The sequence below is a fragment of the Cryobacterium sp. genome (assembly GCF_025463825.1).
Classification (GTDB): Bacteria; Actinomycetota; Actinomycetes; order Actinomycetales; family Microbacteriaceae; genus Cryobacterium.
This window is the reverse complement of the sequence record NZ_JAODBG010000106.1, coordinates 15,203-42,171: the sequence shown is the minus strand read 5'-3', so window position 1 is coordinate 42,171 and position 26,969 is coordinate 15,203. Positions and strand designations below refer to the sequence as shown.

28 protein-coding genes are annotated in these 26,969 nt (G+C 71.6%); 15 read left to right on the top strand and 13 right to left on the bottom strand.

Annotated features, from left to right (window positions below; genetic code table 11):
• Positions 1-50: 50 nt before the first annotated feature.
• Genes JWP54_RS13085 through JWP54_RS13070 form a run of 4 tightly spaced genes read left to right on the top strand, consistent with a single transcriptional unit; the run spans position 51 to position 4,051 of the window.
• The gene (locus tag JWP54_RS13085) at positions 51-1,088 is read left to right on the top strand and encodes an iron-siderophore ABC transporter substrate-binding protein (protein ID WP_297372774.1); all 1,038 of its coding nucleotides are present in this window, start codon (positions 51-53) and stop codon (positions 1,086-1,088) included.
• A gap of 16 nt (positions 1,089-1,104) precedes the next feature.
• Positions 1,105-2,157, top strand: a complete 1,053-nt coding sequence (locus tag JWP54_RS13080) for an iron chelate uptake ABC transporter family permease subunit (protein WP_297372772.1) — start codon at positions 1,105-1,107, stop codon at positions 2,155-2,157.
• The gene (locus JWP54_RS13075) at positions 2,154-3,221 is read left to right on the top strand and encodes an iron chelate uptake ABC transporter family permease subunit (RefSeq protein WP_297372770.1); all 1,068 of its coding nucleotides are present in this window, start codon (positions 2,154-2,156) and stop codon (positions 3,219-3,221) included. Before JWP54_RS13080 ends, JWP54_RS13075 begins: the two co-directional genes overlap by 4 nt.
• Positions 3,221-4,051, top strand: a complete 831-nt coding sequence (locus JWP54_RS13070) for an ABC transporter ATP-binding protein (RefSeq protein ID WP_297372767.1) — start codon at positions 3,221-3,223, stop codon at positions 4,049-4,051. The genes JWP54_RS13075 and JWP54_RS13070 overlap by 1 nt, the downstream gene beginning before the upstream one ends.
• Here the strand turns inward: JWP54_RS13070 and JWP54_RS13065 are convergent.
• From JWP54_RS13065 to JWP54_RS13040, 6 genes are all read right to left on the bottom strand, one after another.
• Entirely contained in the window at positions 4,037-4,450 is a 414-nt protein-coding gene (locus JWP54_RS13065) for a Fe-S oxidoreductase (protein WP_297372765.1), read from the bottom strand. The genes JWP54_RS13070 and JWP54_RS13065 overlap by 15 nt on opposite strands.
• Positions 4,450-5,967, bottom strand: a complete 1,518-nt coding sequence (locus JWP54_RS13060) for an NAD(P)/FAD-dependent oxidoreductase (protein WP_297372764.1) — start codon at positions 5,965-5,967, stop codon at positions 4,450-4,452. Before JWP54_RS13060 ends, JWP54_RS13065 begins: the two co-directional genes overlap by 1 nt.
• Positions 5,968-6,172: 205 nt before the next feature.
• Positions 6,173-6,961: a crotonase/enoyl-CoA hydratase family protein gene (locus JWP54_RS13055; RefSeq protein WP_297372762.1), complete on the bottom strand. Its 789-nt coding sequence runs from the start codon at positions 6,959-6,961 to the stop codon at positions 6,173-6,175.
• Positions 6,962-6,989: 28 nt separating this feature from the next.
• Positions 6,990-7,766 carry an arginase family protein gene (locus JWP54_RS13050; protein ID WP_297372760.1) on the bottom strand — a complete coding sequence of 259 codons (777 nt, stop codon included), beginning with the start codon at positions 7,764-7,766 and terminating at the stop codon, positions 6,990-6,992.
• Positions 7,767-7,881: 115 nt separating this feature from the next.
• A complete protein-coding gene (locus JWP54_RS13045) occupies positions 7,882-8,541 on the bottom strand; it encodes an NADPH-dependent F420 reductase (protein ID WP_297372758.1) in 660 nt (219 codons plus the stop codon).
• Positions 8,542-8,612: 71 nt separating this feature from the next.
• Positions 8,613-9,344, bottom strand: a complete 732-nt coding sequence (locus tag JWP54_RS13040) for a PspA/IM30 family protein (protein WP_297372756.1) — start codon at positions 9,342-9,344, stop codon at positions 8,613-8,615.
• 147 nt (positions 9,345-9,491) lie between these two features.
• Here JWP54_RS13040 and JWP54_RS13035 point away from each other — a divergent pair, with 147 nt between their 5' ends.
• The 4 genes from JWP54_RS13035 to JWP54_RS13020 are packed head-to-tail and all read left to right on the top strand — an operon-like array spanning position 9,492 to position 12,962.
• Positions 9,492-10,043, top strand: a complete 552-nt coding sequence (locus JWP54_RS13035; protein ID WP_297372754.1) for an alpha/beta hydrolase — start codon at positions 9,492-9,494, stop codon at positions 10,041-10,043.
• A complete protein-coding gene (locus tag JWP54_RS13030) occupies positions 10,043-11,374 on the top strand; it encodes a M20/M25/M40 family metallo-hydrolase (RefSeq protein ID WP_297372751.1) in 1,332 nt (443 codons plus the stop codon). The genes JWP54_RS13035 and JWP54_RS13030 overlap by 1 nt, the downstream gene beginning before the upstream one ends.
• The gene (locus JWP54_RS13025) at positions 11,371-11,856 is read left to right on the top strand and encodes a GNAT family N-acetyltransferase (RefSeq protein WP_297372749.1); all 486 of its coding nucleotides are present in this window, start codon (positions 11,371-11,373) and stop codon (positions 11,854-11,856) included. The genes JWP54_RS13030 and JWP54_RS13025 overlap by 4 nt, the downstream gene beginning before the upstream one ends.
• Positions 11,853-12,962, top strand: coding sequence for an FAD-dependent oxidoreductase (locus tag JWP54_RS13020; RefSeq protein ID WP_297372747.1), 1,110 nt, complete (start codon positions 11,853-11,855; stop codon positions 12,960-12,962). The genes JWP54_RS13025 and JWP54_RS13020 overlap by 4 nt, the downstream gene beginning before the upstream one ends.
• A gap of 151 nt (positions 12,963-13,113) precedes the next feature.
• On the opposite strand, the gene JWP54_RS13015 is transcribed toward JWP54_RS13020, so the two are convergent.
• The gene (locus JWP54_RS13015; RefSeq protein ID WP_297372745.1) at positions 13,114-15,285 is read right to left on the bottom strand and encodes a TPM domain-containing protein; all 2,172 of its coding nucleotides are present in this window, start codon (positions 15,283-15,285) and stop codon (positions 13,114-13,116) included.
• A gap of 202 nt (positions 15,286-15,487) precedes the next feature.
• Here JWP54_RS13015 and JWP54_RS13010 point away from each other — a divergent pair, with 202 nt between their 5' ends.
• Positions 15,488-16,261, top strand: coding sequence for a gamma-glutamyl-gamma-aminobutyrate hydrolase family protein (locus JWP54_RS13010; protein ID WP_297372742.1), 774 nt, complete (start codon positions 15,488-15,490; stop codon positions 16,259-16,261).
• Here the strand turns inward: JWP54_RS13010 and JWP54_RS13005 are convergent.
• Complete coding sequence (locus tag JWP54_RS13005; RefSeq protein WP_297372741.1) at positions 16,258-16,791, bottom strand: TetR/AcrR family transcriptional regulator; 534 nt, start codon at positions 16,789-16,791, stop codon at positions 16,258-16,260. The two genes, JWP54_RS13010 and JWP54_RS13005, sit on opposite strands and share 4 nt — an antisense overlap.
• A 101-nt stretch (positions 16,792-16,892) precedes the next feature.
• Here JWP54_RS13005 and JWP54_RS13000 point away from each other — a divergent pair, with 101 nt between their 5' ends.
• The gene (locus JWP54_RS13000) at positions 16,893-18,425 is read left to right on the top strand and encodes an MFS transporter (RefSeq protein WP_297372740.1); all 1,533 of its coding nucleotides are present in this window, start codon (positions 16,893-16,895) and stop codon (positions 18,423-18,425) included.
• A gap of 241 nt (positions 18,426-18,666) precedes the next feature.
• Here JWP54_RS13000 and JWP54_RS12995 read toward each other — a convergent pair whose 3' ends face one another.
• Both JWP54_RS12995 and JWP54_RS12990 read right to left on the bottom strand, forming a co-directional pair.
• Positions 18,667-20,913 carry a cation-translocating P-type ATPase gene (locus JWP54_RS12995; protein ID WP_297372836.1) on the bottom strand — a complete coding sequence of 749 codons (2,247 nt, stop codon included), beginning with the start codon at positions 20,911-20,913 and terminating at the stop codon, positions 18,667-18,669.
• A 29-nt stretch (positions 20,914-20,942) separates the two neighbouring features.
• Complete coding sequence (locus JWP54_RS12990; protein WP_297372738.1) at positions 20,943-21,197, bottom strand: heavy-metal-associated domain-containing protein; 255 nt, start codon at positions 21,195-21,197, stop codon at positions 20,943-20,945.
• Between the two features lie 119 nt (positions 21,198-21,316).
• Between JWP54_RS12990 and JWP54_RS12985 the strand changes: the two genes are divergently transcribed.
• The 3 genes from JWP54_RS12985 to JWP54_RS12975 are packed head-to-tail and all read left to right on the top strand — an operon-like array spanning position 21,317 to position 22,898.
• The gene (locus tag JWP54_RS12985; RefSeq protein ID WP_297372736.1) at positions 21,317-21,649 is read left to right on the top strand and encodes a metal-sensitive transcriptional regulator; all 333 of its coding nucleotides are present in this window, start codon (positions 21,317-21,319) and stop codon (positions 21,647-21,649) included.
• Positions 21,650-21,687: 38 nt separating this feature from the next.
• Positions 21,688-22,065: a low temperature requirement protein A gene (locus tag JWP54_RS12980; RefSeq protein ID WP_297372734.1), complete on the top strand. Its 378-nt coding sequence runs from the start codon at positions 21,688-21,690 to the stop codon at positions 22,063-22,065.
• Positions 22,066-22,067: 2 nt separating this feature from the next.
• Positions 22,068-22,898, top strand: coding sequence for a low temperature requirement protein A (locus JWP54_RS12975; protein WP_297372732.1), 831 nt, complete (start codon positions 22,068-22,070; stop codon positions 22,896-22,898).
• Here JWP54_RS12975 and JWP54_RS12970 read toward each other — a convergent pair.
• On the bottom strand, positions 22,877-23,464 hold the full coding sequence (locus JWP54_RS12970; protein ID WP_297372730.1) for a hypothetical protein: 588 nt from the start codon (positions 23,462-23,464) through the stop codon (positions 22,877-22,879). The genes JWP54_RS12975 and JWP54_RS12970 overlap by 22 nt on opposite strands.
• A 206-nt stretch (positions 23,465-23,670) precedes the next feature.
• Here JWP54_RS12970 and JWP54_RS12965 point away from each other — a divergent pair, with 206 nt between their 5' ends.
• A complete protein-coding gene (locus tag JWP54_RS12965; RefSeq protein WP_297372728.1) occupies positions 23,671-24,363 on the top strand; it encodes a hypothetical protein in 693 nt (230 codons plus the stop codon).
• Here JWP54_RS12965 and JWP54_RS12960 read toward each other — a convergent pair.
• Positions 24,274-25,860, bottom strand: coding sequence for a carboxylesterase family protein (locus JWP54_RS12960; RefSeq protein WP_297372726.1), 1,587 nt, complete (start codon positions 25,858-25,860; stop codon positions 24,274-24,276). The genes JWP54_RS12965 and JWP54_RS12960 overlap by 90 nt on opposite strands.
• Before the next feature lie 178 nt (positions 25,861-26,038).
• Here JWP54_RS12960 and JWP54_RS12955 point away from each other — a divergent pair, with 178 nt between their 5' ends.
• The gene (locus tag JWP54_RS12955; RefSeq protein ID WP_297372724.1) at positions 26,039-26,449 is read left to right on the top strand and encodes a hypothetical protein; all 411 of its coding nucleotides are present in this window, start codon (positions 26,039-26,041) and stop codon (positions 26,447-26,449) included.
• Here JWP54_RS12955 and JWP54_RS12950 read toward each other — a convergent pair.
• Positions 26,415-26,765 (bottom strand): hypothetical protein, encoded by a 351-nt coding sequence (locus JWP54_RS12950; RefSeq protein WP_297372840.1) that lies wholly within the window; start codon positions 26,763-26,765, stop codon positions 26,415-26,417. The two genes, JWP54_RS12955 and JWP54_RS12950, sit on opposite strands and share 35 nt — an antisense overlap.
• Positions 26,766-26,969: the final 204 nt, after the last annotated feature.

Below are 26,969 nucleotides of genomic sequence, written 5' to 3'. Positions count from 1 at the left end.
CATCGCGCGCATCCGCTGATGCGGCCGCCGCATCCTCGAAAGGAATTCCTGTGCGCACGCACTCCCGCCGCACCCGTTCGCTTGCCCTTGTCGCCGGCCTGGCCACGACCGGCCTGCTCCTGGCCGGGTGCTCCGGCTCCCCGGCTGCCGGCACCGACTCCGCCGACACGGCGACGGACGGCGCCTTCCCGGTCACCATCCAGAGCACTCTCGGAGACGCCGTGATCGAGAGCGCGCCTGAGCGGATCGTCACGATCGGCTGGGGCTCTGCCGACACCGCCATCGCGCTCGGCACCACCCCGGTGGGCGTGGAAGCGGCCACCTGGGGCGGCGACGCCGACCTGCAGTTCCCGTGGGTCGCCGAGGCCGTGGCGGCCGCCGGAGACGAGCTGCCCGAGGTCTTCACCGTGTACCCCGAGGTGGACATCGAGGCCATCCTTGCCCTCGAACCCGACCTGGTGCTCGCGCCGCAGTCCGGCATCACCGCTGAGGATTTCGCCACCCTGAGCGAGATCGCCCCCACCGTGGCGTACCCGGGCGACCCGTGGGCCACCTCCTGGGATGACCAGATCGAGATCATCGGCCAGGCCATGGGCAAGTCCACGGAGGCCACCGCGCTGATCGACGACATCGACGCCACCCTGGCGGATGCCGCGGCGGAGAACCCCGAGTTCGCCGACCTGAGCTACGCCTACGTGTACGCCGCCGTGCCCGGCGAACTCGCGTTCTACGTGGCCGGTGACGCCCGCGTCGACGTGATCTCCGGCTTGGGCCTCACCCTGGACCAGACCGTTGCGGACACCCCGATCACCGAGGGCACCTTCACCTCGGTCGTGGGTCTTGAGCAGGCCGACCTGCTGGACGATGTCGACGTGCTCTTCACCTGGTTCAACGACGAGGCCAACCAGGCCGAGATCGAGGCGCAGCCGTTGTTCGCGCAGATCCCCGCCGTCGAGCGCGGCTCCTACCTGCCGAACGTGGACAACCAGCTCGCCATGGCCTCCGGCCTGGTCACCCCGCTGACCGTGCCGTGGGCGCTGGACCAGTACATCCCGATGATCAAGGAAGCCGCGGCCCTGGTCGACTAGGCCGCAGCCACCTCGCATGACCGACGCCCCGCGGCTCGCCGCGCGACCAGTATCCGCCGCACCGGGCAGCACCCCGGTGCGGCGGAGTCTGTCGCGCCGGGCGACGGGGCTTGTCGTCATCGCCGTGCTGCTGGCGCTGACCATTCTGCTCAGCCTGGCCGTGGGCAACAAGTACATTCCCCTGCCCGAGGTGTGGACCGCCCTGGTGAACCCCGGCGACGGCTATGCGCAGACCGTCGTGGACAGCCGGATTCCGCGCACCATCCTGGGCCTGATCGTGGGCGCCGGTCTCGCCGTCGCCGGCGCGGTGATGCAGGGCCTCACCCGAAACCCGCTCGGCGACCCGGGCCTGTTCGGCGTCAACGCCGGCGCGGCCGCGGCGGTTGTGACTGCCACCGCGTTCCTCGGCCTGGGTTCCGGCAACCGGGTCTGGGTGGCGTTGCCCGGCGCGTTCCTCGCCGTCGCCGTGGTCTACGTGATCGGCGCGGGCGCCGGGCGGTCCTCTCCCATCCGCCTGGTGCTGGCCGGCGTCGTGGTGACGGCCGTTCTGGCCGCCTGGGGGTCCGCGGTCACCTTGAGCCTGCCCGGCGTCTTCGACAGCTACCGGTACTGGGCCGTCGGCTCGCTGGCCGGCCGCGACCCGCAGGCGATTGCCGACGTGCTCCCGTTCATCGGGGTCGGACTCGTCATCGCCCTGGGCCTGGCCGGACCGCTGAACGCCCTCGCGCTCGGCGACGACCTCGCCCAGACCCTGGGTGTGAAGGTGGGCCGCACCCGCCTGCTGGGCGCGCTGGCCACCACCTTGCTCTGCGCCGCGGCCACCGCCGCGGTCGGTCCGGTCGGCTTCGTCGGCCTGGCCGTGCCGCACGTGGTGCGCTCGGTGACCGGCAGCGACCACCGCTGGTTGCTGCCGTACTGCCTGCTCGCCGGCCCGGTGCTGCTGCTCGGCGCCGATGTGCTCGGCCGGGTCATCGTCAGCCCCGCCGAGCTGATGGTGGGCATCATCACCGCGTTCGTGGGTGCGCCCATCCTGCTGCTCGCCGTGCGCCGGATGAAGGTGCCCGAATGACCGGCGCCCGGCCCACCGGTGCCGTGCTGCCCACAGCGCAGCGCACCCTGCGGGTCGGCGGCTGGCTGAGCCTGCCGGTACGCTCCCGCAGCCTGCTCGTGGGCCTCGGCCTGGTGGGTGCCCTGGTGGTGATCGCCATGCTCACCGTCACCCTCGGCACGCTTGGCGTCGCCCCCGCTGACCTGGCGCGCACCGTCCTCGGCCAGGGCGCCGGCACCGACCGCATCGTCTGGGGCACCATCCGTGGCCCCCGCCTAATCGTGGGCATCGCGGCCGGAGCGGCCCTCGGCATCGCCGGCACCCTGTTCCAGACCGTCACCCGCAACCCGCTCGGCAGCCCCGACGTGATCGGACTCTCGGCTGGAGCCGCCGCCGGCGCCGCCGCGTTCGGGGTGCTGTGGACGGGCATCCTGCCGCAGCCCGTCGGCGCCCTCGTCGGCGCGTCCGCCGCGATGGGGCTGGTCTACCTGGCCACCGGGCGCGGGTTCTCCTCACCCAGCCGGATGCTGCTGGTGGGCATCGGTGTGTCAGCGGTGTCTCTGGCGTTCGTGGAGTTCGTCATCGTGCGGGTGGGCCGGGAAGAGGCGATCACCCTCGCCGCCTATCTCAGCGGCACCCTGGCCTCCCGGTCGTGGGACCACGCCGCCACCATCTGGCTCAGCCTGGTGGTGCTCGCCCCGTGCGCGCTGGTGCTCAGTCGCCGGCTGCAGCTGGTGGAGATGGGCGACGAGCAGGCGGATGCCCTCGGCGCCCGGAGCGGCCGCACCCGGGTCTTCGCGGTGCTGGTCTCCATCGGCCTGGCGACGGCTGCGGTGAACGTGGTCGGCCCGATCGGCTTCATCGCCCTCACCGCGCCCCAGATCGCCCGCCGGCTCACCCGGGCGCCCGGGCCCAACGTGGTGATGTCCGCCCTGGTCGGCGCGCTGCTGTTGTGCCTGGCCGACCTGCTCACCCAGCAGTCCCCGTTCCCCGTGCAGCTGCCCGTCGGCGTGCTGACCGCGCTGGTCGGCGGCCTGTACCTGGGTTCTCTCCTGTTCGGGCAGTGGAAGAAAGGAACCCTCTGATGACGAGTGCACCCCAGCGTGGCCGTTCCCGGCTGGCCGCGCAGAACCTGAGGCTGGCCTACAACCAGGCCGTCATCGTGGACGACCTCACCCTCGACCTGCCCGACGGCGGGTTCACGGTGATCATCGGGCCGAACGCCTGCGGCAAGTCAACCCTGCTCAAGGCGCTCTCGCGCACGCTCACGCCGGCATCCGGCAGTGTGCTGCTGGACGGGGTACCGATCGCTTCGATCAAGAGCAAGAAGGTCGCCCGGCAGCTGGCCATGCTGCCGCAGAGTCCGATTGCCCCGGAGGCGATCACCGTGCGCGACCTCGTGGGCCGCGGCCGGTACCCGCACCAGACCCTGCTGCGGCAGTGGTCGACGGGCGATGAGGAGGCGGTGCAGCAGGCGCTCGCCGCGACGGCCATCACCGACCTCGCCGATCGGTACGTCGCCGAACTTTCCGGCGGGCAACGCCAGCGCGCCTGGATCGCGATGGTGCTGGCGCAGCAGACCGAGCTGCTGCTGCTCGACGAGCCCACCACCTTCCTCGACATCGCGCACCAGTACGAGGTACTCGAACTGTGCGCCCAGCTGCACGCGGCCGGCCGCACCCTGGTGGCGGTGCTGCACGACCTCAACCAGGCGGCCCGCTATGCCAGCCACCTCGTGGTGATGAAGGCCGGCACCATCGTGGCCGAGGGCCCGCCCGGCGAGGTGCTCACGGCCGCCCTGGTGGAGTCGGTGTTCGGCCTGCCGTGCGTGGTGGTGGCGGACCCGGAGACCGGTACGCCCCTGGTGGTGCCCAGGGCGGGCGCGGCGCGGCCGGTGGCCTCAGTCCTGGTCTGAGCGGGGCGCTGCCGTTCGGGCCGGGCGGACAGTCCGGCGGCGGCGGAGGTAGCCGCCCTTCTCCAGGCCGGCCTCGATCTCGAACCGGTTCTTCAGCGGGTCCCGCCCCGCCACGAAGTACAACAGCGGAAACAGCATGCCGTACTTCTGCCACTGAGCCTTGTGCACGGCCTCGTGCTCAAGCACGTCAGCCGACACGTTCTGGTTGGTGAGGTACACGGCGCCCACGCAGGAGCCGCCGCGGCCGAACGACCAGGCGGGCAAGCCGCGGAAGACGAACAGGCCGCCGCGCCGTTCGATCCGGCCGGTGCTCCAGATCGCGCCCCAGACCAGGCCGACGGCGGTCGCGTACAGGTAGCCGGCCCGGCTGACCGGCGAGTCGACCAGCAGCCGGCGCATCAAAAGCCCCGGTCGCTCTCGGCGGGCGGACGGCCGTAGGTCTCGAGCAGGCGCAGCCAGACCTCGCTCAGGGTGGGGTAGCTGGGTACCGCGTGCCAGAGCCGGCTGATCGGCACCTCGCCGACCACGGCGATCGTGGCCGCGTGCAGCAGTTCACCCACCCCGGCGCCGACGAACGTGACGCCGATCAGCACCTCGGTGTCGAGGTCGACGATGGCGCGGGCCTGGCCGGTGTAGCCATCCGCGAGCACGCTCGCACCGGCCACGCCGCTGAGGTCATAGTCGAGCACCCGGATGCGGAAGCCCGCCTTTTCGGCCGCGGCGGCGGTGAGCCCGACCGATGCCACCTCGGGGTCGGTGAAGGTGACCTGAGGAACGGCGGCGTGGTCGGCGGTGGCGACGTGGGTGCCCCATGGGGCGTCGTCGACGACCGTGCCGGCGGCGCGGGCGGCGATCGCGTCGCCGGCGGCCCGGGCCTGGTACTTGCCCTGGTGGGTGAGCAGGGCGCGGTGGTTGAGGTCGCCGGTGGCGTAGAGCCAGTCGCCGGCGAGGGCGGCGGAGTCGCCCTGTACCAGCAGGGTGTCGTCCACGGCGACCCAGTCGCCCGGGGTGAGGCCCACGGCTTCCACGCCGAGGTCCTGCGTGCGCGGGGTGCGACCGGTGGCCACGAGCACCTCGTCGGCGGTGACGGTGCGGCCGTCGGCGAGCACCAGCGCCACCTGCCCGGTCTCGGTGCGCCGGGCGGCGGTGGGGCTGCTCTCGGTCAACACGGTGATGCCGGCCTCCTCGAGGGCGGCGCCGACCAGCTCGCCGGCGAAGGGTTCCTGGTCGCGCAGCAGGGCGCTCCGCACGAGCAGGGTCACCTCCACGCCCAGCGACCGGTACGCGGCAGCCATCTCCACGGCGACGACGCCGCCGCCGATGACGGCGAGGCTGCCGGGCAGCTGCGTCACCGAGGTGGCGTCGCGGCTGGTCCACGGTGACACGTCAGCGAGGCCGTCGATGTCGGGCAGCAGGGCGCTCGAGCCGGTGCTGAGCACCACGGCGTGGTTCGCGGTGACGACCACCGGGCCAGCCGCCGTCTGCACGGTGACCTGTTTCACGCCGGTGAGCCGGGCGTGGCCGCGCAGCAGGTCGATCCCGGCGGAGTTGAGCCAGTCCGTCTGGCTCGAATCGTTCCAGTCATGGGTGAACTCGGTGCGGCGCTTCAGCACGGCGGCCACGTCGACCTGCCCGGTGACGGCCTCGGCGACGCCGGCCACGCGGCGGGCGGCGGCCAGCACCGCGCCGCTGCGCAGCAGCACCTTTGAGGGCATGCACGCCCAGTACGAGCACTCGCCGCCCACCAGTTCGGCCTCCACGATGAGAGTGCTCAGGCCGCCCTGCACGGTGCGGTCGGCCACGTTCTCGCCCACGGCGCCGGCACCGATGACGATGACGTCGTAGCTGCGGGCAGCGGGCCCGGTGCGGGCGGATGTCGAGGGCTGGGTGTCGGATACCGGAGTCGCGTCGCTCATCGTGGCAGCCTACCCACCGTTCCCGCACAGACGCCAGCGCCCCAGCATCCGTGAGTTGCCACTTGGCGCCGTCTCCCGGATCCTGAGGGGGCACGAACTGGCATCTCACCGATGCTCGCGCCGGTGAGTCGCCAGTTGACGCGCATTAAGACCTTGGGAGTGGGCGCCAACTGGCAACTCACACGACGGCAGCGTGCGGGAGCCGTCAGCGGCCCTGGAACTCGGCGGGGGTGCGGGAGAGGAACGCTTCCATGCCGATGCGGGCATCGGTGGAGGCGGCCAGGCGGGCCAGTGCCGGTTGCAGCCCGGTCTCGGCGGCCGCGGCGCCGTCGCGGGAGGCGGTGCGGGCGCTGGCGAGGGTGGCCTGCACGGCGAGCGGTGCCTGCGCGGCGATACGTTCGGCCAGTTCGATCGCTCGGTGCAGTTGCCGGCCGTTGGGCACGATCTCCTGCACCAAACCCATCCGGAGGGCCTCCCTGGCGTCGAACAGGTCGCCGGTGAGCAGCCACCGCATGGCGTTGCCCCAGCCGGCCGCGCGGGGGAATCGGATGGTGGCGCCGCCGAACGGCAGGATGCCCCGGCTCACCTCGATCTGGCCGAACCGGGTGGACTCGGCGGCCACCACGATGTCGCTGGCCAGCATCAGCTCGATGCCCAGGGTGAGGCAGGTGCCCTGCACGGCGATGACCACCGGTTTGCTCAGCGTTGTGCCGTCGACCTGCCAGGGGTTGATGCCGCCCTCCGGTACGATTTCGATCCCGTCCGGTCCGAGCCGGGGACCCACGTCTGCCAGGTCGAGCCCGGCAGTGAAGTGCTCGCCGAGAGCATGCACGACCCCCACCCGCAGCTCGGGATCCCGCTCCAATTCCCCATACGCCAGCGCGAGCTCCTGCAGCATGGCGAAGTCGGCGGCGTTGCGCTTCTGAGGCCGGTTGAGCCCGATCAGGAGCAGGTGCCCCCGCCGCTCAATCACGACGCGCGGTTCATCCGTCATATGGTCGATCTCCTTCGATCGGCGAGGGTCAGCGGGTGAGCGCGCTGATGATGCGCAGGATGCTGGGCAGGTCGTCGTTCGCGGCCTCGGCAGAGGACGGCGCGAAGCCCGCGATGGTGGCGCCGGCCAGGGCGAACTCGGCGCGCAGCGCCATGATCGCGCCGGTGAGGGCCTCCACGGCCAGGCCGAACGGGTAGATGTTCGACAGGCCCACGATGGTGGCCGGGTCGAGCACGTCCAGGTCGATGTGCAGGTAGATGTGCGCCGCTCCGGTGCGTTTCACGGCGGCGACGAGGGCATCCGGGCTGCCGAAACTCTCCACCGGTATCAGCGGGATGGCGTGTTCGGTGATGAAGACGTCCTCGGCCGGGTCGACGTCGCGCACGCCGGCCAGCACCACCCGGTCGGGCGTGATGCGGGCATCCGCGTCGAGGGCGAGCCCATCGACTCCCTCACCGAGGATGGCGCGCAGCACCATGCCGCCGAAGCCGCCGGACTGCGAGGACTCGCTGGAGTGCAGGTCGGGATGCGCGTCGAACCAGACCAGGGCGATGTCGCCCGGGTGCAGCCGGGAGGCGTGCTCGACCGCGCCGCAGGAGACCCCGCAGTCGCCGCCGATGGTGAGCACCGGTTCGGAGCTGGTGCGCAGCACGGCCAGCTGCCGGTCCCGCACGGTCAACAGCGAGGAGTAGCGGTGCACGCCGGTGTCGAGCGAATCGCCGGCCTCGGCGGGTACATCGACCGGGTAGGTGACCGAGTACGGCAGGTCGCCCTTGATCGCCTCCGCCCCGTCAACGAGGCGCATCGCGCGGGGTGAAACAGAACCTTGCCACTGCGGGACGACCACGTAGTTGGGGGACACCACCTCAGTATGCTCCTGTGTCCCTGCCCGGCGCATCCGCCAATTCGCGGGTCAGGCGCTACACGGCCTGCTGCATGTCGCGGTAGCGGATGGCCGTGCTGACGGCCTCACGCAGCTCGAACGCGGCCAGGCGCGGGCCGTAGCCCGGGGTGTCGCGCTGGATGCGCCAGCCCTCATTGAGCGGGCCGAGGTCGACGGTGTCGAAGCCGAAATCGTCCAGCAGCGCCGCGACGGAGTCGCGGGCCTCGGGGTCGTTGCCGGCGATGACCAGGGCGCGGCGCTCCGCGGTGCCGGCGGGCAAGCCATCCGTGGTGAGATCGGCGGCGTAGATGTGGTTGAACGCCTTCACGACCCGGGCATCCGGCAGCAGGTCCTGCAGCAGCTCGGCCGTGGTGGTGGTCTCCTCGTCGAGGGCGACGATGGCGCCGTCTCGCTGGGGGTAGTAGTTGTTGGTGTCGATGACGAGCTTGCCGGCCAGTTCGGCCGTCGGCAGCGTGTGGATCTGGTGGAGCGGAATGGTGACGATGACCAGGTCACCGGCCGTCGCGGCTTCGGCCGGGAGGGCGGCGCGGGCGCGTGGCCCGAGCTCCTCGACCAGTGCTTCGAGGGTTGCGGGGCCGCGGGAGTTGCTCACCACGACGTCGTATCCGTTGGCCACGCCGAGGCGGGCGAGCTGGCTGCCGATGTTACCGGCACCGATGATTCCGAGAGTAGTCATGCAGGGAACAATACAGAACGGCCACGGGAGCTTCCCGTGGCCGTTCAGATGACGCCGTGTGACGAAGGACGTTACTGCTCGATCGAAGAGGGCGTGCCGGACTTCAGCGCGGCGAGACGGGCATCCACCTCGGTGAGTTCGCCGAGGTCGTCGAGGCTTTCGAACTGCGCGTCGAGGCTGGACTCGGCCAGCTCGCTGGCGCCGCGCACCTTGGCCTCTTCACGGCGGATCTTGTCTTCGAACCGGCTGACCTCGCTGGTGGGATCCAGCATGTCGATGCTCTTCACGGCATCCATCACCTGGGACTGCGCGGCCGCGGTCTTCGACCGGGCGATGAGCTCGCTGCGCTTGGCGGTGAGCTGGCCCAGCTTGGTCTTCATCGTGTTCAGGCCGGTCTTGAGCTTCTCGACGATGGCCGTCTGGCTCGCGATCTGCGGTTCGGCCGCCTTGGCCTCGTTCTCGCTGGTCAGCTGACGGCCCAGGGCGACCTTGGCGAGGTTGTCGAACTTGTCGGCGTCGACGGTGTTGCCGGCCGAACGCAGCTCGTCGGCCTTGCGGCTGGCGGCCAGGGCCTTGCGGCCCCACTCGCCGGCCGCCTGCACGTCTTCGCGGTGGTCGTCTTCGAGCAGGCGGAGGTTGCCGATGGTCTCGGCGATGGCGCTTTCGGCGTCGGCGATGCTGTTGGTGAAGTCACGCACCATCTGGTCGAGCATCTTCTGGGGGTCTTCCGCCGAGTCCAGCAGAGCGTTGATGTTCGCCTTGGTGAGCTGGGCGATGCGGCCGAAGATCGACTGCTTGGTCATGTGAGTGTCCTTTCAAAGGGGTCAACGCTAAGAAACTACCGCGTTCACCTCCACATCCGCCCGATTCATCGGCAGCTTCCCTGCGACGGCTAGTGTGTTTCCACACGCCGATACGCCCAGCCGATACGACCGTCGAGGATCACCACCATGCCGACCCCCCTGAGCCTGACGATCGTGCCGGGCATCAACAACTCCAATCAGAAGCATTGGCAGACCCGCTGGGAGGCGACGCAGAGCGATGCCGTGCGGATCAGCCCGGCATCGTGGGACGAACCCGACCTCGACGACTGGATCGCCGCGATCGACGCGGCCGTCGACTCGCCCGACACCATCATCGTGGCGCACAGCCTCGGCTGCCTGGCCGCCGCCGCCTGGCTGGCCCGGAACCCCGGCCGGGTGCGCGGCGCCCTGCTGGTGGCCCCGCCCGACCGGTTCGGCGCCGAGTTCCCTGCGGTCGCCGGCACCTTCCGGGCCGCCGAACCGACGGTGCTGGGCACCCCGGCCCTGGTCGTGGCCAGCGCCGATGACCGCTTGTGCGCGCTCGGCATCGCGCGCAAGTTGGCGACCTCCTGGGGTGCCGGCTTCGTCGAGGTGGGCCGCATCGGGCACATCAACAGCGCCAGTAACCTCGGAGCCTGGCCGGCTGGCCGCGCGATCCTGGACGAGTTCGCCGAGAGCCTGGCGGGAATGGTGCGCTGATGACCGATCCGGATGTCCTCACCCGCCAGACCGTCGACCTGCTGCGCGACCTCATCCGCAACGCCTGCGTCAACGACGGCACCGCAGACTCCGGCGGTGAGATCCGCAGCGTCCGCACCCTGGAGGGGTTCTTTGCCGGCTCCGGGCTCGACATCGAGATCGTGGAACCGCACCCGGGGCGCGCATCGTTGATCGCGCGCATCCGCGGCACCGACCCGGATGCGCCGTCGCTCGCGCTGGTCGGCCACATCGACGTGGTGCCGGTGGACCGGGACGGCTGGAGCCGGGACCCGTTCGGCGCCGAGCTCGTCAACGGTGAGATCTGGGGCCGCGGGGCCCTCGACATGCTCTACCTCACCGCCAGCTACGCCGTCGTGATCCGGGACCTCGCCACCGGGGCCTTCCGGCCGCGCGGCGACCTGATCTTCGCGGCGGTCGCCGACGAGGAGAGCGGCAGCCGGTACGGTGTGGGTTGGCTCACCGAGCACCGGCTCGACCTGATCGACGCCGACTTCGTGCTCACCGAATCCGGTGGGGCGCCCGTGGGCGTGCGGCCGTCGATCACCACCACGGTGGGCGAGAAGGGCATCGCCGGCCGCCGCCTGGTGGTGCACGGCACCCCGGGGCACGGCTCCGCACCGTGGGGTGCCCGCAACGCCGCCGTGACCGCGGCGGAGGCCGTGATGCGGCTGGCCCGCTTCGAGGCGCCCGTGCAGATCACGGACGACTGGCGGCACTACGTGAGCGTGCTGGGTCTGTCCGCTGAGCTTTCCGCCCGGCTGGTCGACCCGGCCGGCATCGACGGTGCCGTGCACGAGCTGGGCAGCCTGGCCGGGTTTGCGCACGCCTCCAGCCACACCACCATCTCGCCCAACATCGTGCGCGCCGGCGACAAGCAGAACGTCATCCCGTCGATGGCCACGGTCGAGTTGGACATCCGGGTGCTGCCTGGCGTCGACGCCGTGAATGTGGACGCGTACCTCCGGCAGGCGCTGGGCGACCTGATGGTCGACATCGACATCGTCGGCGAGAGCTTCGAGGGCGCCACCCGCTCGCCCGTGGACACGCCCCTGTTCGCCGCGCTCAGCTCGGCCGTGGCCCGCGCCTACCCGAACGCCGACCTGCTGCCGGTGCTCAGCGTCGGCGGCTCCGACGCCCGGTTCTACCGGCGCCGCGGCATCCCCGCCTACGGCTTCGGCCTGCTCAGCCCACGCTGGGACTACGGCACCTTCCGGATGCTCTTCCACGGCAACGACGAACGCATCGACGTCGACTCGATCGCCCTCACCGTCGCCGCCCTCGACTTCACCGTGCGGGAGGTGCTCGGATGACTGTGCAGCTCCACACCGTCGACTGGACCGACCCGCGGGCCGTCGCGCTCCGGGCGGCCATGGACGACGAGATCATGCCTCGGTACGCGGACCGCTTCGAGAACCCCGACGCGGCGGATGCCGCCGCCCGCGCCGCGACGTTCACCATCGACCCGGAGACCATGGTGGTCACGCTGATCGCCACGGTCGACGGCGTGCCCGCCGCGCACGCCGCCCTGCGCATGCTCGGCTCGGAATACGAGCTCAAGCGCCTCGTCACGTTGCCGGACTACCGGGGCCGTGGCCTGAGCAAGGCGCTCATCCGCGCCGTCGAGGACGCGGCAGCCGACCGAGGCGCCCCGCGCCTGATCCTCCAGACCGGCGACCGGCAGCCAGAGGCGGTGCGCCTCTACGAACACCTCGGCCACCGGGCCATCCCCATCTACCCGCCGTACGAGGCGATTTGGTTCTCCAAGTGCTACGAACGGATGCTGCCCGCATGACCACCCGTGTCGACACCCTGATCCTCGGCGGGGGAGCGATGGGCTCGGCGGCCGCCTGGGAGCTCGCCCGCCGCGGCCGCGAGGTCATCCTGCTCGAACGGTTCGCGTCCGGCCACACCAACGGCGCTTCGCACGGTGCCTCCCGCAACTTCAACCTCAGTTACTCGGACCCCACCTACGTGGCCATGCTCGTGGAGGCGTTGCAGTTGTGGCGCGAACTCGAGGACGAGACCGACACCCGGCTGCTCGACCAGGTGGGCCTTGTCAATCACGGCCAGGGCCAGCCGTTCGCCGAGGTACACGCCGCCCTCAGCGGGGTGGGCTTCGACCCGACGATGCTTTCCGTCGCCGCCGCGCAGGAGCGCTGGCCGGGCATCCGTTTCGACACCGAGGTGCTCTACACGCCGGAGGCCGGCCGGGTGAACGCGAATGCGTCGGTCGACGCCCTGCAGCGTGCCGCAGCCCGGCGCGGCGCCCGGATCGAGCACGGTAGGCCCGCGACCCGGATCACCGTGCAGGGCGACGAGAGCGTGCTCGTGGACACCGACACCGAACTCTTCCAGGCGCGGCGGGTGATCGTCACGCTCGGCGCGTGGACCAGCTCACTGCTCGACGGGCTGCTGCCGGTGCCGCGCCTGGTGGTCACGCAGGAGCAGCCGGCGCATTTCGCCGCGCTGGATACCAGCTTCGTCTGGCCGGGCTTCAACCACGGCTACCGGCCGGGCACCCCCGGCTACGAATACTGGCGCTCCCCGGTCTACGGCATGCACACCCCCGGCGAGGGCATCAAGGCCGGCTGGCACGGGGTGGGCCCGGTCGTGGACCCCGACCACCGCACATTCACCTCGGAGCCCGAGCAGCTGCTGGCGCTGCGCCGCTACGCCCGCGAATGGCTGCCCGGCGCCGACCCGGACGTCTTCACCGAGATCAGCTGCACCTACACGACCAGCCCGGACTCGAATTTCGTGCTGGACCGGCGCGGCCCCGTGATCGTCGGCGCCGGGTTCTCCGGCCACGGCTTCAAGTTCACCCCCACCGTCGGCCGCATCCTCGCCGACCTGACGCTGGACATCCCCGCGCCGCCCCTGTTCGCCCTCGACCGCTGAGCCGGCGACCCGCGAGATGCCACTTGAGGCCCCTGCCCGGGTGCGCAATGGGCCCCAACTGGCATCTCGCCGCCGCGGGGACACCTAAGTTGCCACTTCGTGCCCCCTCACCGGGCGGCGAGGGGCGCCAACCGGCAACTCGCCGGGAAGGCTAGAAGCGGCCGCCGCCGCCGCGCCGGCCGCGGGTGCCGCCGCCGCCGAAGCTGCCGGGCCGGAAGCCGCCACCGCCGAAGCCGCCACCGCTGCTGCGTCGGCCGCCACCGCCCATCCCGCCGAAGCCGCCACCGCCTCCGCCGCCTCCGCCGCCGCCGAAGCCGCCACCGCCCCCGCCGCCGCCGAGGATCTGGCCGATCAGGATGCCGCCGAGCACGGCGCCCATCGAACCATTGCTGCCGCCGCGCCGGCTGGTGCCGCCACCGCCGAAGAAGTCGCTGAAGTCGTCATCGTCGTCGGTGGAGAACCCATCCACGTCGCGCCGGGCCATGGCCGTCGCCTCGGCGGCCAGGGATCCGGCCCGTTGGGAGACCGCCAGGGCCGCGGCCGAGTCGCTCGCGACCAGTGATTCGGCCTGCGCCGTCAGCCGGGCGGCCTCGGCCAGTCGGGTGCGGGCCTCGGCCCCCACCGCGCCGCGCCGGGCGGTGATGAAGTCGTCCGCCGCCGACACCTGGCTGCGGGCGGCCTGCATGCTCTGGTTCAGCGCCTGGTTCAGGCGCTGCGCCTGCAGCGCGGCGTCCCGGGCACCCTGGAGGGCAGCATCCATATTGACGTTCGCCGCCTCGAGTTTCTGCACCAGCTCGATCGGGTTGATCGGCGGCGCGGCCAGGCGGGAACGCACGTCGGCGAGAACCTGCTCGGTCTGCAGGGCGACGCCGGGAACCGCGTTGCCGGCACCGGCGGGGAGCCCGCGGGCGGTGACCAGATCGGAGTCGAGGTCGGCCAGGATCGCCGGGATGCCGGCCTCCACCTGCTCGAGGTCGGCGGCCAGCCGGTGAACCGCGTCGACGAGCAGCTTCGCCTGGTCCACGGCCTCCTCCGCGGCCCGGATGCCCACGGCCGCGGCGCTCGCATCGCCGGCGGTGAGCCGCGCGCGCGCCTCCGCCAGCGCGTTGGTGGCGAAAGTGAGCCGTTCGGCGGCCTGATCGGGGTTGTCGGCGACGGTGTCCAGCGCCGCGGCGGTGTACCGGCCGGCGAGGGCTTCCACGCCCGCTTCGGCCTCGTCGAGCCGGGCGTCGATGGCGGCCAGCTCGGTTTCCAGCTCGGCCGCGGCGGTCGGTGCGTTGGCCTCCAGCTGGCGCAGCTGGTCGAAGTCCTCGGCCTGCTCGTCCAGGGCGTGGTTGGCCTCGGCGCAGAGGGTGATGATCTGGCGGTACCAGGCTCGCACCTGCTCCTCGGTGTCGGGTTCGGCGTCGTCCAGGCGCTGCTGCAGGGTGAACGCCTCGCTCAGCTTGCCCGCTGCGGTGCTCACCGCCGCCTGGAACGGTTCGGCCGCCGCCGCCCCGTACTGCGCGACGGCGAAGCCTACCTCCTGGCCGCTGGTCTTGATCGCGTCGTCGGTCTCGATGAGCGCGCTGGATGCCTCCCGCTTCAGCTCCGCCGTCGGCACCTCCGGCGCGCCGGTGCCTGGCCGGACCGCGGGGGACTTCCCGCGGCGGCGCACCAACAGGATCACGATGGTGACGATCACGGCCAGCACCACCAGAGCCAGCAGCAGGCCCACCCAGCCGGGCAGGCCGCCGGAGCCGGTGGTGGTGGCCTCGCCCGGTGTGATCACCGGGGCGGAGAGCGGTTCGCCGTCCACGCTCTGCTGCAGGGCGGTGGCGCCGTTGATCGCGGCGCCGGCCCAGTCGTTCTCGCGCAGCGACGGTTCTATCGCGGTGTTCTGCACCTCACTGAGCTGCGCGTCGTCGAGCACGAAATCGCTCGCCACGGACAGCTGGTACTGCCGGTCGTCGGTCGCCACGGCCAGCAGCACGTCGTTGTCGCCGAACCCGTTGTCGACGGCGGTCTGGTCGGCCCAGGTCGACGTGTCATCCACCCCGTCGAAGCTCGACACATAGGCCACGTACAGGTCGACCTGGGTGTCGGCGAAGAGCTCGTCGAGGGCCTGCGCCACCTCCGGCTCCCGGTCGCCGAGGGCGCCGACACTGTCGAAGATGTGGCTCTCCTCGAATTGCACCGGGTCGTCCGCCCTGGCCGGCAGCGGAGCGCCGAGACCGGCGCCCACCAGGCCGGCGCTGACCAGCCCGATGGCCGCCGCGAACACCGCCGTGCGGGCGGCGATCCGGGTGATCGTCGGTCGGATGCGCGGGCGGCCTGGCTGCATGGGGTCCACTTCCTAGAGCTGCCGTCACGTGCGGCAGATTCCCATCGAGCATAGGACCCCGGGCCAGCAGCGGCTAGGAACCCCGCCTGCCGGACTGTTGCACTCTGTTACCGCCGGCCGGCGCCGCGGCGGCGGCCTCAGGCACACTGGGAACAGCGGCAACCGTCCGCGTCCGCACCCATTCCCCGTCACGGAGGCGAGAATGACCACCCACGATCTCGCCGCGATGACCGCCCGGCCCACCCTCGCCGTTGTCGAGGTCACCCGCAGCCGGCCCGACCGCCCCGCGTACCACGCCAAGGTGCAGACCCTTAACGCCACCGTCGCGGATGCCGGCACGAACGGCGGCTGGACCGTCGTGCGCCTGGCCGCCGCCGACCTCGACCCCGCCGCCCTGCTCGACCTGACCGATTCGGCCGACGCCGTCGTGATCGTCGGCGGCGAAGACATCGACCCGCGTTTCTACGGCGCCCAGGCCGGCTACGAAGGCGAGACCATCCACTTCAGCGACGCCGACGAGGGTCAGATCGCGCTCGTGCAGCGCGCCGCCGACCGGGGCACGCCCCTGCTGGGCATCTGCCGCGGCCTGCAGATCATCAACGTGGCACTCGGCGGCGACATCGTGCAACACCTCGACGACGGCATCCACCGCAACGCGGGCGTGCCCATCGACGAGAGCCTCTCCACCCACGACGTCACCCTGCTCGCCTCCAGTGAGCTCGCCGCGGCGCTGGGCGACACCCGCATCTCCGTGCAGAGCGCCCATCACCAGAGCGTGGGCCGCCTCGGCGCCGGGCTGGTGCCCGTGGCGACCGCACCCGACGGCCTGGTCGAAGCCGTCGAGCACCGCGACGTCCCCATCGTCGGGGTGCAGTGGCACCCGGAGGCGCCGGGTTCCCCCGCCGCCCAGCTGCCACTCCTCCTGGCGTCCCTCTTCCGCGCCACGACCGCCGCAGAGGTCGCCCAGGCGGCCTAGGGTCGTGCTCGCGGAAGCACACGGGCCAGGAATGCGGGGATGTCGAGTTCGTCGTCGAACGGGGTGCCGATCGTCGTCGCGTCGTAATACAGGCCGTCGGTGAGCAGCATGGTCGCGCGGGCGAGTTCGGCATCGTTCAGGTCGGCGTTGAGGATGTCGAAATAGCGCCGGCGCATCTCGACGACCACACTGCGGGCCCGCGGGTTGCCGCGGGCCAGGGTGCCGCCGGCGAGCATCGCCCGGTCCAGCGGGCTGTTGACGTACTCCGCCAGGCTCACGTAGTACGCGGCGGCTCCCTGTGGAGCCATGCGCATCCGCTCGTATTCGAGGCCGGCGAGAGTCTCGAGCCGGTCGATGAGGGCGCTCTCCAGGCCGTCTCGGGATCCGAAATGGTAGAGCAGGCCGCCCTTGGTGACCCCGGCGGCCTTGGCCACGGCGTCCAGGGAGGCGCCGGAACCGCTCGTTCCGATGATGAGTTCCTGGAACGCGGTGAGGATGCTCTCGCGGGCGCTGTCACGGTGTTGGGCCATGATCCCCACTTTACTGTACTTGCTGGTATAGTCGTTTCTGCTGTACCCAATGGTGCAGTAAAATAAGTGTTCTTCGGAACCCGTTCTGCAGCCAGGTTGACATGAGCACCATCGACAGCATCCGTACCCACACCCCAACCGTGGCGCCCCGTGCCGGCCGTCGGGAGTGGCTGGGCCTGCTGCTGCTGATGCTTCCAGTGCTGCTGATCTCGGTCGACAACACAGTGCTCAGCTTCGCCCTGCCGGCCATCAGCCTGGATTTGCGCCCGAGCAGCACCACGCTGCTTTGGATCGTGGACATCTACCCGCTCGTGCTCGCCGGCCTGCTCGTTGCGATGGGTGCCCTCGGTGACCGCGTCGGCCGCCGCCGGCTGCTGCTGCTCGGCGCCACGGGCTTCGTCGTGGTCTCGGTCGCCGCCGCCTTCGCGCCCACCGCCGAGCTGCTGATCGCCGCCCGGGCGGTGATGGGTTTCTTCGGCGCCATGATCATGCCTTCCACCCTGTCGCTGCTGCGCAGCATGTTCCGGGATGCCCGCCAGCGCACCCTGGCCATCGCGATCTGGGCCGGCGCGTTCGCCGCGGGCTCGAGCCTCGGGCCGATCGTCGGCGGTGTCGTGCTGCAACACTTCGCCTGGGGCGCGGTGTTCCTCATCGCGGTGCCGTTCCTGCTGCCGCTCGTCGCTCTCGCCGGGGTCCTCATCCCGGAGTCGAAGGACCCGGCGCCGCTGGGCATCGACCTGGTCAGCGTCGCGCTGTCGCTGCTCACCCTCGCGCCGCTGGTGTTCGCGATCAAGACCCTCGCCCACGACGGCGTCGGCGCCCCCGGTCTGGGCGCGTTGGGGCTCAGCCTCGTCGCCGGGGCGCTGTTCCTGCGCCGGCAGCGGCGGATCGACAACCCGCTGCTTGACCTGGGCCTGTTCCGGCACGCCCCGTTCGCCGGGTCGGTGCTGGCGAACTTCCTGTCCGTGTTCAGCCTGGTCGGCTTCCTCTTCTTCGTGTCACAGCACCTGCAACTCGTGCTCGGCCTCGACCCGCTCGCCGCCGGACTGCTGCTGCTGCCCGGCGCGCTCCTCTCCGTCGCTGCCGGCCTAGCCTCCGCCTACGTGGTGCGGCGGGTCCCGCCGCGGGTGGTGATCGTGGCGGGGATCCTGCTCTCCGCCGGCGGCTTCGGCCTGATCGTGCTGCTGCGGGACAACCTCAGCGCCGGCGTCGTGATGCTCGCGTTCGGCATTCTCTCGGTGGGCGTCGGCTCGGCCGAGACCATCTCCAACGACACCATCATCAGCTCGGTGCCGCCGGAGAAGGCCGGCGCGGCCGCCGGTGTCTCGGAGACCGCCTACGAACTGGGTGCGGTGCTGGGCACGGCCGTGCTCGGCGCGATCCTGGCGGCCTCATACCGGGCTGGTGTGGTGCTGCCCGACGGGCTCGGCCGCGGCCAGGCCGCCCAGGCCGGCGAGACCCTCGGTGGCGCGCTCGGCGTGGCCGGGGAACTGCCGGCCGCGCAGGCCGCCGCGCTCACCCAGTCCGCCAGGGCGGCGTTCGACAGCGGAGTGGGCGTCACGTCGATCATCGCCGTGGTGCTGATGCTCATCGCCGCGGCAGCCGTGCAGCTGAGCATGCGCCCCCGCGGATAGACGCCGCCTCGGGCGCGCCCGCAGCGTTGAGTTTCTGTCGGGTGCCGTCCAGTACTTGCTGGGGGCGGGATGTGGTTGGCTGTGCCCCGCAGAGCGGCTCGCTCTTCCGAGATGACAGTTGGGGTCCCTTCACGGAACTCTAAGTGGCCTGAAGTGGCATCTCCCGCGGGGGGCATCGGTGAGATGACAGTTGGGGCCCCTTCACAGGACGCTAAGTGGCTTTTCGCGTGTGCGGCCGGGCTCAGCGCGCGTCGCTCACGGCGGGCCGGAAGCCGCGCAGGCGCAGGCTGTTGCTCACCACGAAGACCGACGACAACGCCATCGCCGCGCCCGCGATCAGCGGGTTGAGCAGGCCGAGGGCGGCCAGCGGGATCGCCGCCACGTTGTAGGCGAACGCCCAGAACAGGTTGGCCTTGATGGTGCCAAGGGTGCGCCGCGACAACCGGATGGCGTCCGCCACGGCGAGCAGGTCAGCCCGCACCAGGGTGATGTCGCTGGCCTCGATCGCCACATCCGTGCCGGTGCCCATGGCGATGCCCAGGTCGGCGGCGGCCAGCGCGGCAGCATCGTTCACGCCGTCTCCCACCATCGCCACCACGTGCCCGGCGGCCTGCAGGCTCTGCACCCTGGCCACCTTGTCGGCGGGCAGCATCCCGGCGAAGACCTCGGTGATGCTCACCTGGTCCGCCACGGCCCGCGCCACGGTGGGGTTGTCGCCGGTCAGCAGCATCGGGGTGAGGCCGAGCGCGATCAGTTGGGCCACGGCGGCGGCGCTCGTGGGCTTCACTTCGTCGGCGACGGCGAGGATGCCCTTGGCGGCGCCATCCCAGGCCACGGCCACGGCGGTCTGCCCGCGCGCCTCTATGCCGGCCAGGGCCGCGGCGAGGTCGGCCGGCAGCGTCACCTGCCACTCGTCGGCCAACCAGCGCGGCCGGCCCACGAGCACCAGGTGACCCTCGACACTCGCCTGCACCCCGAAGCCCTGCGCCGAGGCGAAGGCGGTAGCGGCCGGCAACACCCCGGCGCGGTCGGTCGCGCCGTTCGTGATGGCGAGACCGATCGGATGCTCGGAGCCGGCCTCGGCCGCGCCGGCCAGCCGCAGCAGCTCGGTTTCGGCGGTCGCACCCGCGGGGCCGTCGGCGGTGCCCGCGGATACCCCGGCCCCGACGTGCACGCCGAGCAACGCCATCCGCCCGGTCGTGACGGTGCCGGTCTTGTCGAGCACGATGGTGTCGACCTTGCGGGTGGATTCCAGGGTCTGCGGTCCGCGAATCAAGATGCCGAGCTGGGCGCCGCGGCCGGTGCCCACCAGCAGTGCGGTGGGCGTGGCCAGGCCCAGGGCGCACGGGCAGGCGATGATCAGGGTGGCCACGGCGGCGGTGAACGCCTGCTCCGCGCCGGCGCCGAGGGCCAGCCAGGTGACGAGGGTGCCCAGCGCGATGACGAACACGATGGGCACGAAGACCGCCGACACCCGGTCGGCGAGCCGCTGCACCGGGGCCTTGCCCGACTGGGCCTGCTCCACGAGCCGGCCGATGCGGGCCAGTTCGGTGTCGGCGCCCACCCGGGTGGCGCGCACGGTGAGGCGGCCGCCCGAGTTGGCGGTGGCGCCCACGACGGTGTCGCCCGGCCCCACCTCGACGGGTACGGCCTCGCCGGTGAGCAGGCTGGTGTCGATGGCGGAGGCGCCGTCGACGACGACCCCGTCGGTGGCGACCTTCTCGCCCGGCCGCACCACGAAGACATCGCCGACGACGAGCTCGCCGATCGGGATGCGCCGTTCGAGGGCGGTGCCCGGCGCGCCGCGCAGCACCGCGACATCTTTCGCGCCGAGGTTCACCAGCGCCGTGAGGGCGGCGCCCGAGCGGGTCTTGGCGCGGGCCTCGAAGTAGCGCCCGGCCAGGATGAACACGGTCACGGCGGCGGCGACCTCGAGGTAGATCTCGGTGGACCCACTGCCGGTCATGCTGAAGCTGAATTCCATGGTCATGCCGGTCATGCCGGCGTCGCCGAGGAACAGGGCATAGAGCGACCAGCCGAATGCGGCCAGCACGCCGACGCTGATCAGGGTGTCCATGCTGGCGGCGCCGTGGCGGGCGTTCAGTGCGGCGGCGCGGTGGAATGGCCAGGCGCCCCAGACCGCCACCGGGGCGGCGAGCATCAGGGCGAGCCACTGCCAGTTGGTGAACTGCAGGGCGGGAACCATCGAGAGTAGCGTCACCGGCACGGCGAGGGCGGTGGAGACCAGCAGCCGCTGGCGCAGGGCCAGGGTCTCGGCATCCAGAACCACCGGAATTGTCTCGGCGGGCGGGGCGGGCAGTCGTGCGGTGTAGCCGGTGGCCACGATCGTGGCGATGGCGTCGTCGACGCTGGTGCCCGCCGGCAGGCGCACGGTGGCCTTGTCGGTGGCGTAGTTCACCGTGGCTTCCACTCCGGGCAGACGGTTGAGCTTCTTCTCGATGCGCGCGGCGCAGGAAGCGCAGGTCATGCCGCCGACCAGGAGGTCGACGGGGTCGCTCACGCTGCGGGGTCCTCGCTGGCAGAGTCCGTCAGGGAGTAGCCGGCCTCGGTGATGGCCGCACGGATGTCGGCGATGGCGGGCGCCGTGGCGCTGGTGACGTGCACCGTGCTGGCGGCACCGACCAGGAGTTCAACGGTGACCTGGTGCACGCCGGGAACCAGCGAGACCTCCTCGATGACGCTGGTGACACAGTGCCCGCAGGTCATTCCGGTGACGAGGTAGTGGGTGGTGGTGCTGTCGCTGTGGGTCATGGTGGTGCCTTCCCTGACGAAACGGATGCTGCCGGCCGGCAGTACCCCTTCCGGGTACTGTATCTCATATCAGTGATACCGTGAGGGGGTATCCGAAAACCGACAGCCAGGAGCACATGATGACGACCGTCACCGCCGCAAAGCACCCCGCCGAGCACACCCACGACGGCCCGCACGGCTACATTTCCAACAAGGACGACTACCTCAAGCGGCTACGCCGCATCGAGGGCCAGGCGCGCGGCCTGCAGGGCATGGTCACCGACGACAAGTACTGCATCGACATCCTCACCCAGGTCTCGGCCATGACCAGCGCCCTCCAGTCGGTGGCCCTCGGCCTGCTCAATGACCACCTCAGCCACTGCGTCGTCGACGCCGTCGCCACCGGCGGCGACGAGGCGCAACTCAAGCTCAAGGAAGCCGGCGACGCCATCGCCCGCCTGGTGCGCTCCTGAACCACCGGGAGGCCGGCACATCCCTCTAGGCTGTGCGAATGACGGATGTGAGCGGCTTCAGGGTTCACCGGCGGATGACCGCGCGGAACACGGCCGAATCGCACCGGGCCGCCAGCCCGCTGGAGCTGCTCTTCGACCTCACCTTCGTGGTGGCGGTCGCGCAGCTGGTGGTGCAACTGGCGCACGGCATCGAGGGCGGTCACGGCGCCGAAGCGGTCGGCCCGTTCCTCATGGTGTTCTTCGCCATCTGGTGGGCCTGGATGAACTTCACCTGGTTCGCTTCGGCGTACGACACCGATGACGTGCCCGACCGGCTGCTCACCATGCTGCAGATGGGCGGCGTGCTGGTCCTGGCGGCCGGGGTGCCGGCCGCGTTCGACGACCAGGACTTCCGCGCGATCACCCTGGGTACCTGATCATGCGGATCGGGCTGGTGGCGCAGTGGCTGCGGGCCGGCTTCGAGCACGCGGAGAGCCGGGCGACGGCCTGGCGGTACGCGGCCGGCGTGAGCGCCGTGCAACTCGGCTGGCTGGCCCGGCTGGCCCTGCCGGAGGAGCTGGGGGTGGCGTCGTTCCTGCTGCTCGTGGCGCTGGAGCTCGCCGTGCCGTTCTGGGCGGAGCGCACCGGGTCGACCCTTTGGCACCCGCACCACATCGCGGAGCGGTATGGCCTGTTCACCATCATCCTGCTCGGCGAGAGCGTGTTGGCGGCCACCCTCGGCGTGCAGGATGCCCTGGCCGCCGGCGGTGTCAGCGGCAACCTGGTGCTCGTGTCCTCGGCCGCACTCGTGGCCCTGTTCGCCCTCTGGTGGCTGTACTTCCTGGAGCCGGCGGGGGAGGGGCTCTCCGTCAAACGCGGCCGGTCCTACCTCTGGGGCTATGGCCACTACGGGGTGTTCGCCGCCCTGGCCGCCCTCGGCGCGGGGCTCGAGGTGGCAGTCGCCGACGCCGGGCACCACCTGGACGTTCCCCGGGTGGCGCTGGGCTACGCCGTCGCCCTGCCGGTGGGGATCTTCCTGCTGCTGCTCTGGGCGGTGCACGCGGTGCTTGAGACCCGGTCTCGGATCCGGCCGGCAGTGATCCTGCCGGCGGCCGCGGTCGTGCTGCTCCTGCCACTGGCGGCGGGCACCCTGGGCGTGACCGCGCTCGTGGTCCTCATCGCCGCCCTCTGCGTCTTCGTGGTGGTAGTCACCCTGACCGACCAGGCCCGCCGGGGCCGACGGTCCGGTCAGCTCGCCGGCATCCAGTAGCCCACCCGGCAGAGCAGCTGGGTTTCCCGGTCGGCGCCGGCCGGTGCGTCGATCTCGGGCGGGAAGACCCCCATCGCCCGGAAGTCGTCGACGTGCGGCCCGATCACGTCCCAGAGCAGCTCCACCAACGACTCCGGCAGCGCGTAGTCCCAGCCGAGCTGCCGGGCGATCGACCAGGCCTGGAACGCCCGGTAGATGCTGATGTGCTCCAGGTACTCGCTCAGCGGGTAGTCGCCGTAGCTCATGTGCACGGTCTTGTCGGGGTTGAGGTCCTCGTTCACGGCCGCCGTGGCAAGGTCGTTGAGCCGGTCGTACCGGCCGATCGGGTCGTCACCGAGCAGGTCGCCGTCGTAGGTCCCGCCCGCGTCCTCGATGGTGCGGCCGAGGAGCACGTCGGGCACCCAGGCCTCGTCGCGCGCGTGTGCGGCCAGGATGTCGCGCAGGGTCGGGTTGGGCGTCAGCGACCACTCGGCCGGAGCGGGCTGGTCGAGCCGGTCGGGGGAGATCCGGTCGATGACGGAGCGCAACGCGGCATCCGCCTGGAGGAAGAGCTCTTTCTGCTTCATGCGGGCACGCTAACACGCACCGCAGACGGCCGGCCCGCGCCGCTCGCTGGCAATCGTCCCCGAATACACGCCGTTCACACGGAGGGCGCCCAGTCAACGTGGGTACCATCGCATTGATGTCATCTGTTCACCACACAGCCAGGATCGTAGGCCGGTCTTCCGTTGTCGTCGCCCTTCTGGCGCTCGCACTGAGCGGATGCTCCGCCATGGGAGCTGCCGGGGGCGCGTCGGCGACGGCCCAGCTCGGCGACACCGAAGCGGCGGCCACCTCCGCCCCCACGGCGTCCGCCACCACCGAACCCCAGGGGTGCCCGGCCACCGAGGGCTCCGTTCCGGAGGGCGCGGTCACCGCCGAGATCGCCGACGTCGACGGCGACGGGAAGAACGACACCGAGTGGTACTCGGAAGCCACGGTGCCGTTCGTGTACGGCATCACGACCGCATCCGGTGCCACCATCGCCCTGCCCGACAACCTGGCCGGCGCCAACTCGCACAGCGGCTGGACCGCGCAGCTGCACAACGGGGTGGTGGTGACGGTTCTCGACGACGGCCGGGGCGCCGTGCTGCACGCCCTGGTGGACTGCGACTTCGTCACGCCGATCGGCGTCGACGCCCGGCCGTACACCTTCGACATGCAGAACCTGCGCGGCTTCGGCACCGGGGTCGGGTGCCTGGAGATGGAGGGCGGCCTGGAACTGAACGGGCTGCAGGTGTCCGAAAACCGGGACGACACCTATGCGCTGATGTCCACGGGCATCACCGTCTCCACCGATGGGCTCACCGCGATGAACGGGTACACGGCGGTGGAGTCAGCCCTGCCCTCCGACGACCGCCGGGTCGCCCTCGCCCACAGCTCCACCTGCGCCGACACTCCCGTCGTCAGCACCAGCGGGCACTAGACCGGCCAGCGCCGCTTCGAACGCGTACGCGTCGGGGTCGTAGCCCGACCGGGTGTCGAAGCGCTGGGCCCCGTGCGGCTGGGTACCGACCGGCGGCCAGGCGGCATCGCCGTCGCGGATGAACCGCACCCAGGCGGCGTGCATGTCGTCCGCCAACTCCTGGGGCAGGGCGTCGCCGACGGATGCGGCCACGCCGGCCGCACCGAGCAGGTCCCAGGCGAAGGGCAGGTCGATGCAGTGCCCGGACAGGCCCGTGACCGGCGCCCGGAAGGCGAAGTCGTACAGCCAGGTGGTGCCGGCCGCGCCGTGCGCGGCGCGCAGCCGGGCCGTGGTCAGGGTCGGCTGCCGGAACAGCACCGCGGTGCTGAGCTGACCGCGCCCGAACGAGTCGCCGATCCGGGCCACCGCGGTTCGGAATCCGGTGACTCCGGTGGGAGGAACGCCGCCAGCCGCCAGGGCAGCCACGACGCTGTCGAGGCTCTCCGCAGCGGGGAAGGTGAACTCGTGCGCCGTCGTGCCGATCAGCAACGGCACGCCGGCGCCCCGGCCGGCGGCGATCGCGGCGCCGAGCGCCACCACGACGTCGCCGTCGACGGTGGGGGCGAATGGAATGCCCGTGATGTCGGCATCCGGGTCGGCGGCCGCCCTGGTCACCGCATCGAGCGGCATCGTGGGGTGCAGGATGCCGGCGCCGGTCAGTTGCGCGCCCGGCTCCGCGTCGAGGATCGCCTCCGCCGGCACGGTGCGCCAGCCGGCCAGGTCGGGCGTGACCCCGTGGCTGGCGGCGAAGCGCCGGCCGACGACCTCGGCCTCCGCGGCGGTGAGCCCGTAGGCAGGGGCCGACTGGGCGATGACACCGGCGAACAGCCCGGTTGCGCGAGGTGAGGCGAGCAACGCCAGCGCACTGCCGCCACCGGCGGACTGGCCGCCAACGGTCACCCGCGCCGGGTCGCCACCGAACTCGCGGATGTTGTCACGCACCCACTCCAACGCGGCGAGCTGGTCGAGGATGCCGCGGTTCAGGGGGGCGCCGTCGATCCAGCCGAACCCCTCGAAACCCAGCCGGTAGGCGATCGTGACGACCACCACGCCGTCGCGGTTGAACGCGGCGCCGTCGTACCACGGGCTCGCCGGCGAACCGGCCGCATAGCCGCCGCCGTGGATCCAGACGAGCACCGGCAGGCCGGGGTCGCCGGGGCCGGGGGCGGGGGTGAACACGTTCAGGCACAGGATGCCGTCGCCGGGCACCGAGGGCTCCGGGATCGTCGTGACCGTGGCGGACTCCCGCCGTTGCGGGGTGGGTCCATAGGCGAGGGCGTCGCGCACGCCCGACCACGGCGGAACGGGAGCCGGCGCGAGAAACCGGTGCTCGCCCACCGGCGGGGCGGCGAACGGGATGCCCAGGAACACCGCGGACGGTCCGCGCCACAAGCCGCGGACCCGGCCGCTGCGTGTCTGCGTCTGGGGGTCATCGGTGGGCTTCGTCGCGTCCGTCATCACTGAATCGTAAACGACACCGCGGCGGCTCAAATTGCACTGGCGGCGTTCACCTGAAATTCTAAGAGTGGGGGCTTCGAGCGTGGAGGCCGAACAGACTCAGGGGGAGAGCGCGATCATGCCGCACAGGCCACCGCCACGGGGCGCATTCGGCCGGCCGGGCGCAGGGGCCGGGTCGGTGGTGCGCCTGCTCCCGGATTACGCCGGCTCGGTGCTCTGGTTCCCGGAGCCGGTCGACTATGCCGCCTCGTTCCTGGACGGCGCCCTGGTGAGCGACCTAATCCGCTGGGAGATCGGCTACTACGACTCCCTCGACGCCGACTTCGGCTGGCAGAGTCCCGCCCTCGCGAGCGCGTTCACGGCCGAGGGGGTGGCCCTGGCGTTGCGCGTGGCCGTGCAGCTGGGCACCGGCTTCGACGTCGAGTTCGCCTCCTATGAGGCCGGGGTCGCCACGCGCCGATTCCGCAGCGAGTTCCCCGCCGACAACCCCGCCGCCGCCGCCGCGTTCACCGCCCTGGCCGGCCCGGACCCCGCCCGCCCACGGCCTTCGGCGCTCACGCCGGCTGGGCGGACGGGTCCTCCTCGGTGATCTGACCGGCCGAATCGAGGCTGAGCCGGTCGGTGAGGCCGAGTCGGCCGAGGAAGACGTCGTCGTGGCTGACCACGAGCAGCCCGCCCCGGTAGGAGCCGAGCGCCGCCACCAGCTGGTCGAGGCTCTGCCGGTCCAGGTTGTTCGTCGGTTCGTCCAGCACCAGCAGCTGTGCCAGGGCGCTCGCCACTTCGTCGAGCGCGTCGAGCCGCTGGCCGAGGTAACCGACCCGGTCGGTGAGCGCCATGGCCGAAGCCAGGTCGGCCCGCGCCGTGGCCGGATGCACGAGCGACTCGAGCAGGCTGGTCTTGCCCACCCCGTTGGGCCCGGTCCAGGTCGCCCTCGGCGAGGCCGGCCGAACGCAACGCGTCCCCGGCCCGGCTGGGCAGGTCCCAGTCGTCGCCGAGCACATCGAAGTGCCGCTCGGCCACGTCCCCGGCTTCGATGGCCCGCAGCGCGTCGAGCTTCGGCCGCACGCCGAGCAGGTCGGCAGCGGTGGCCCCGACATCGAGGGTGAGCG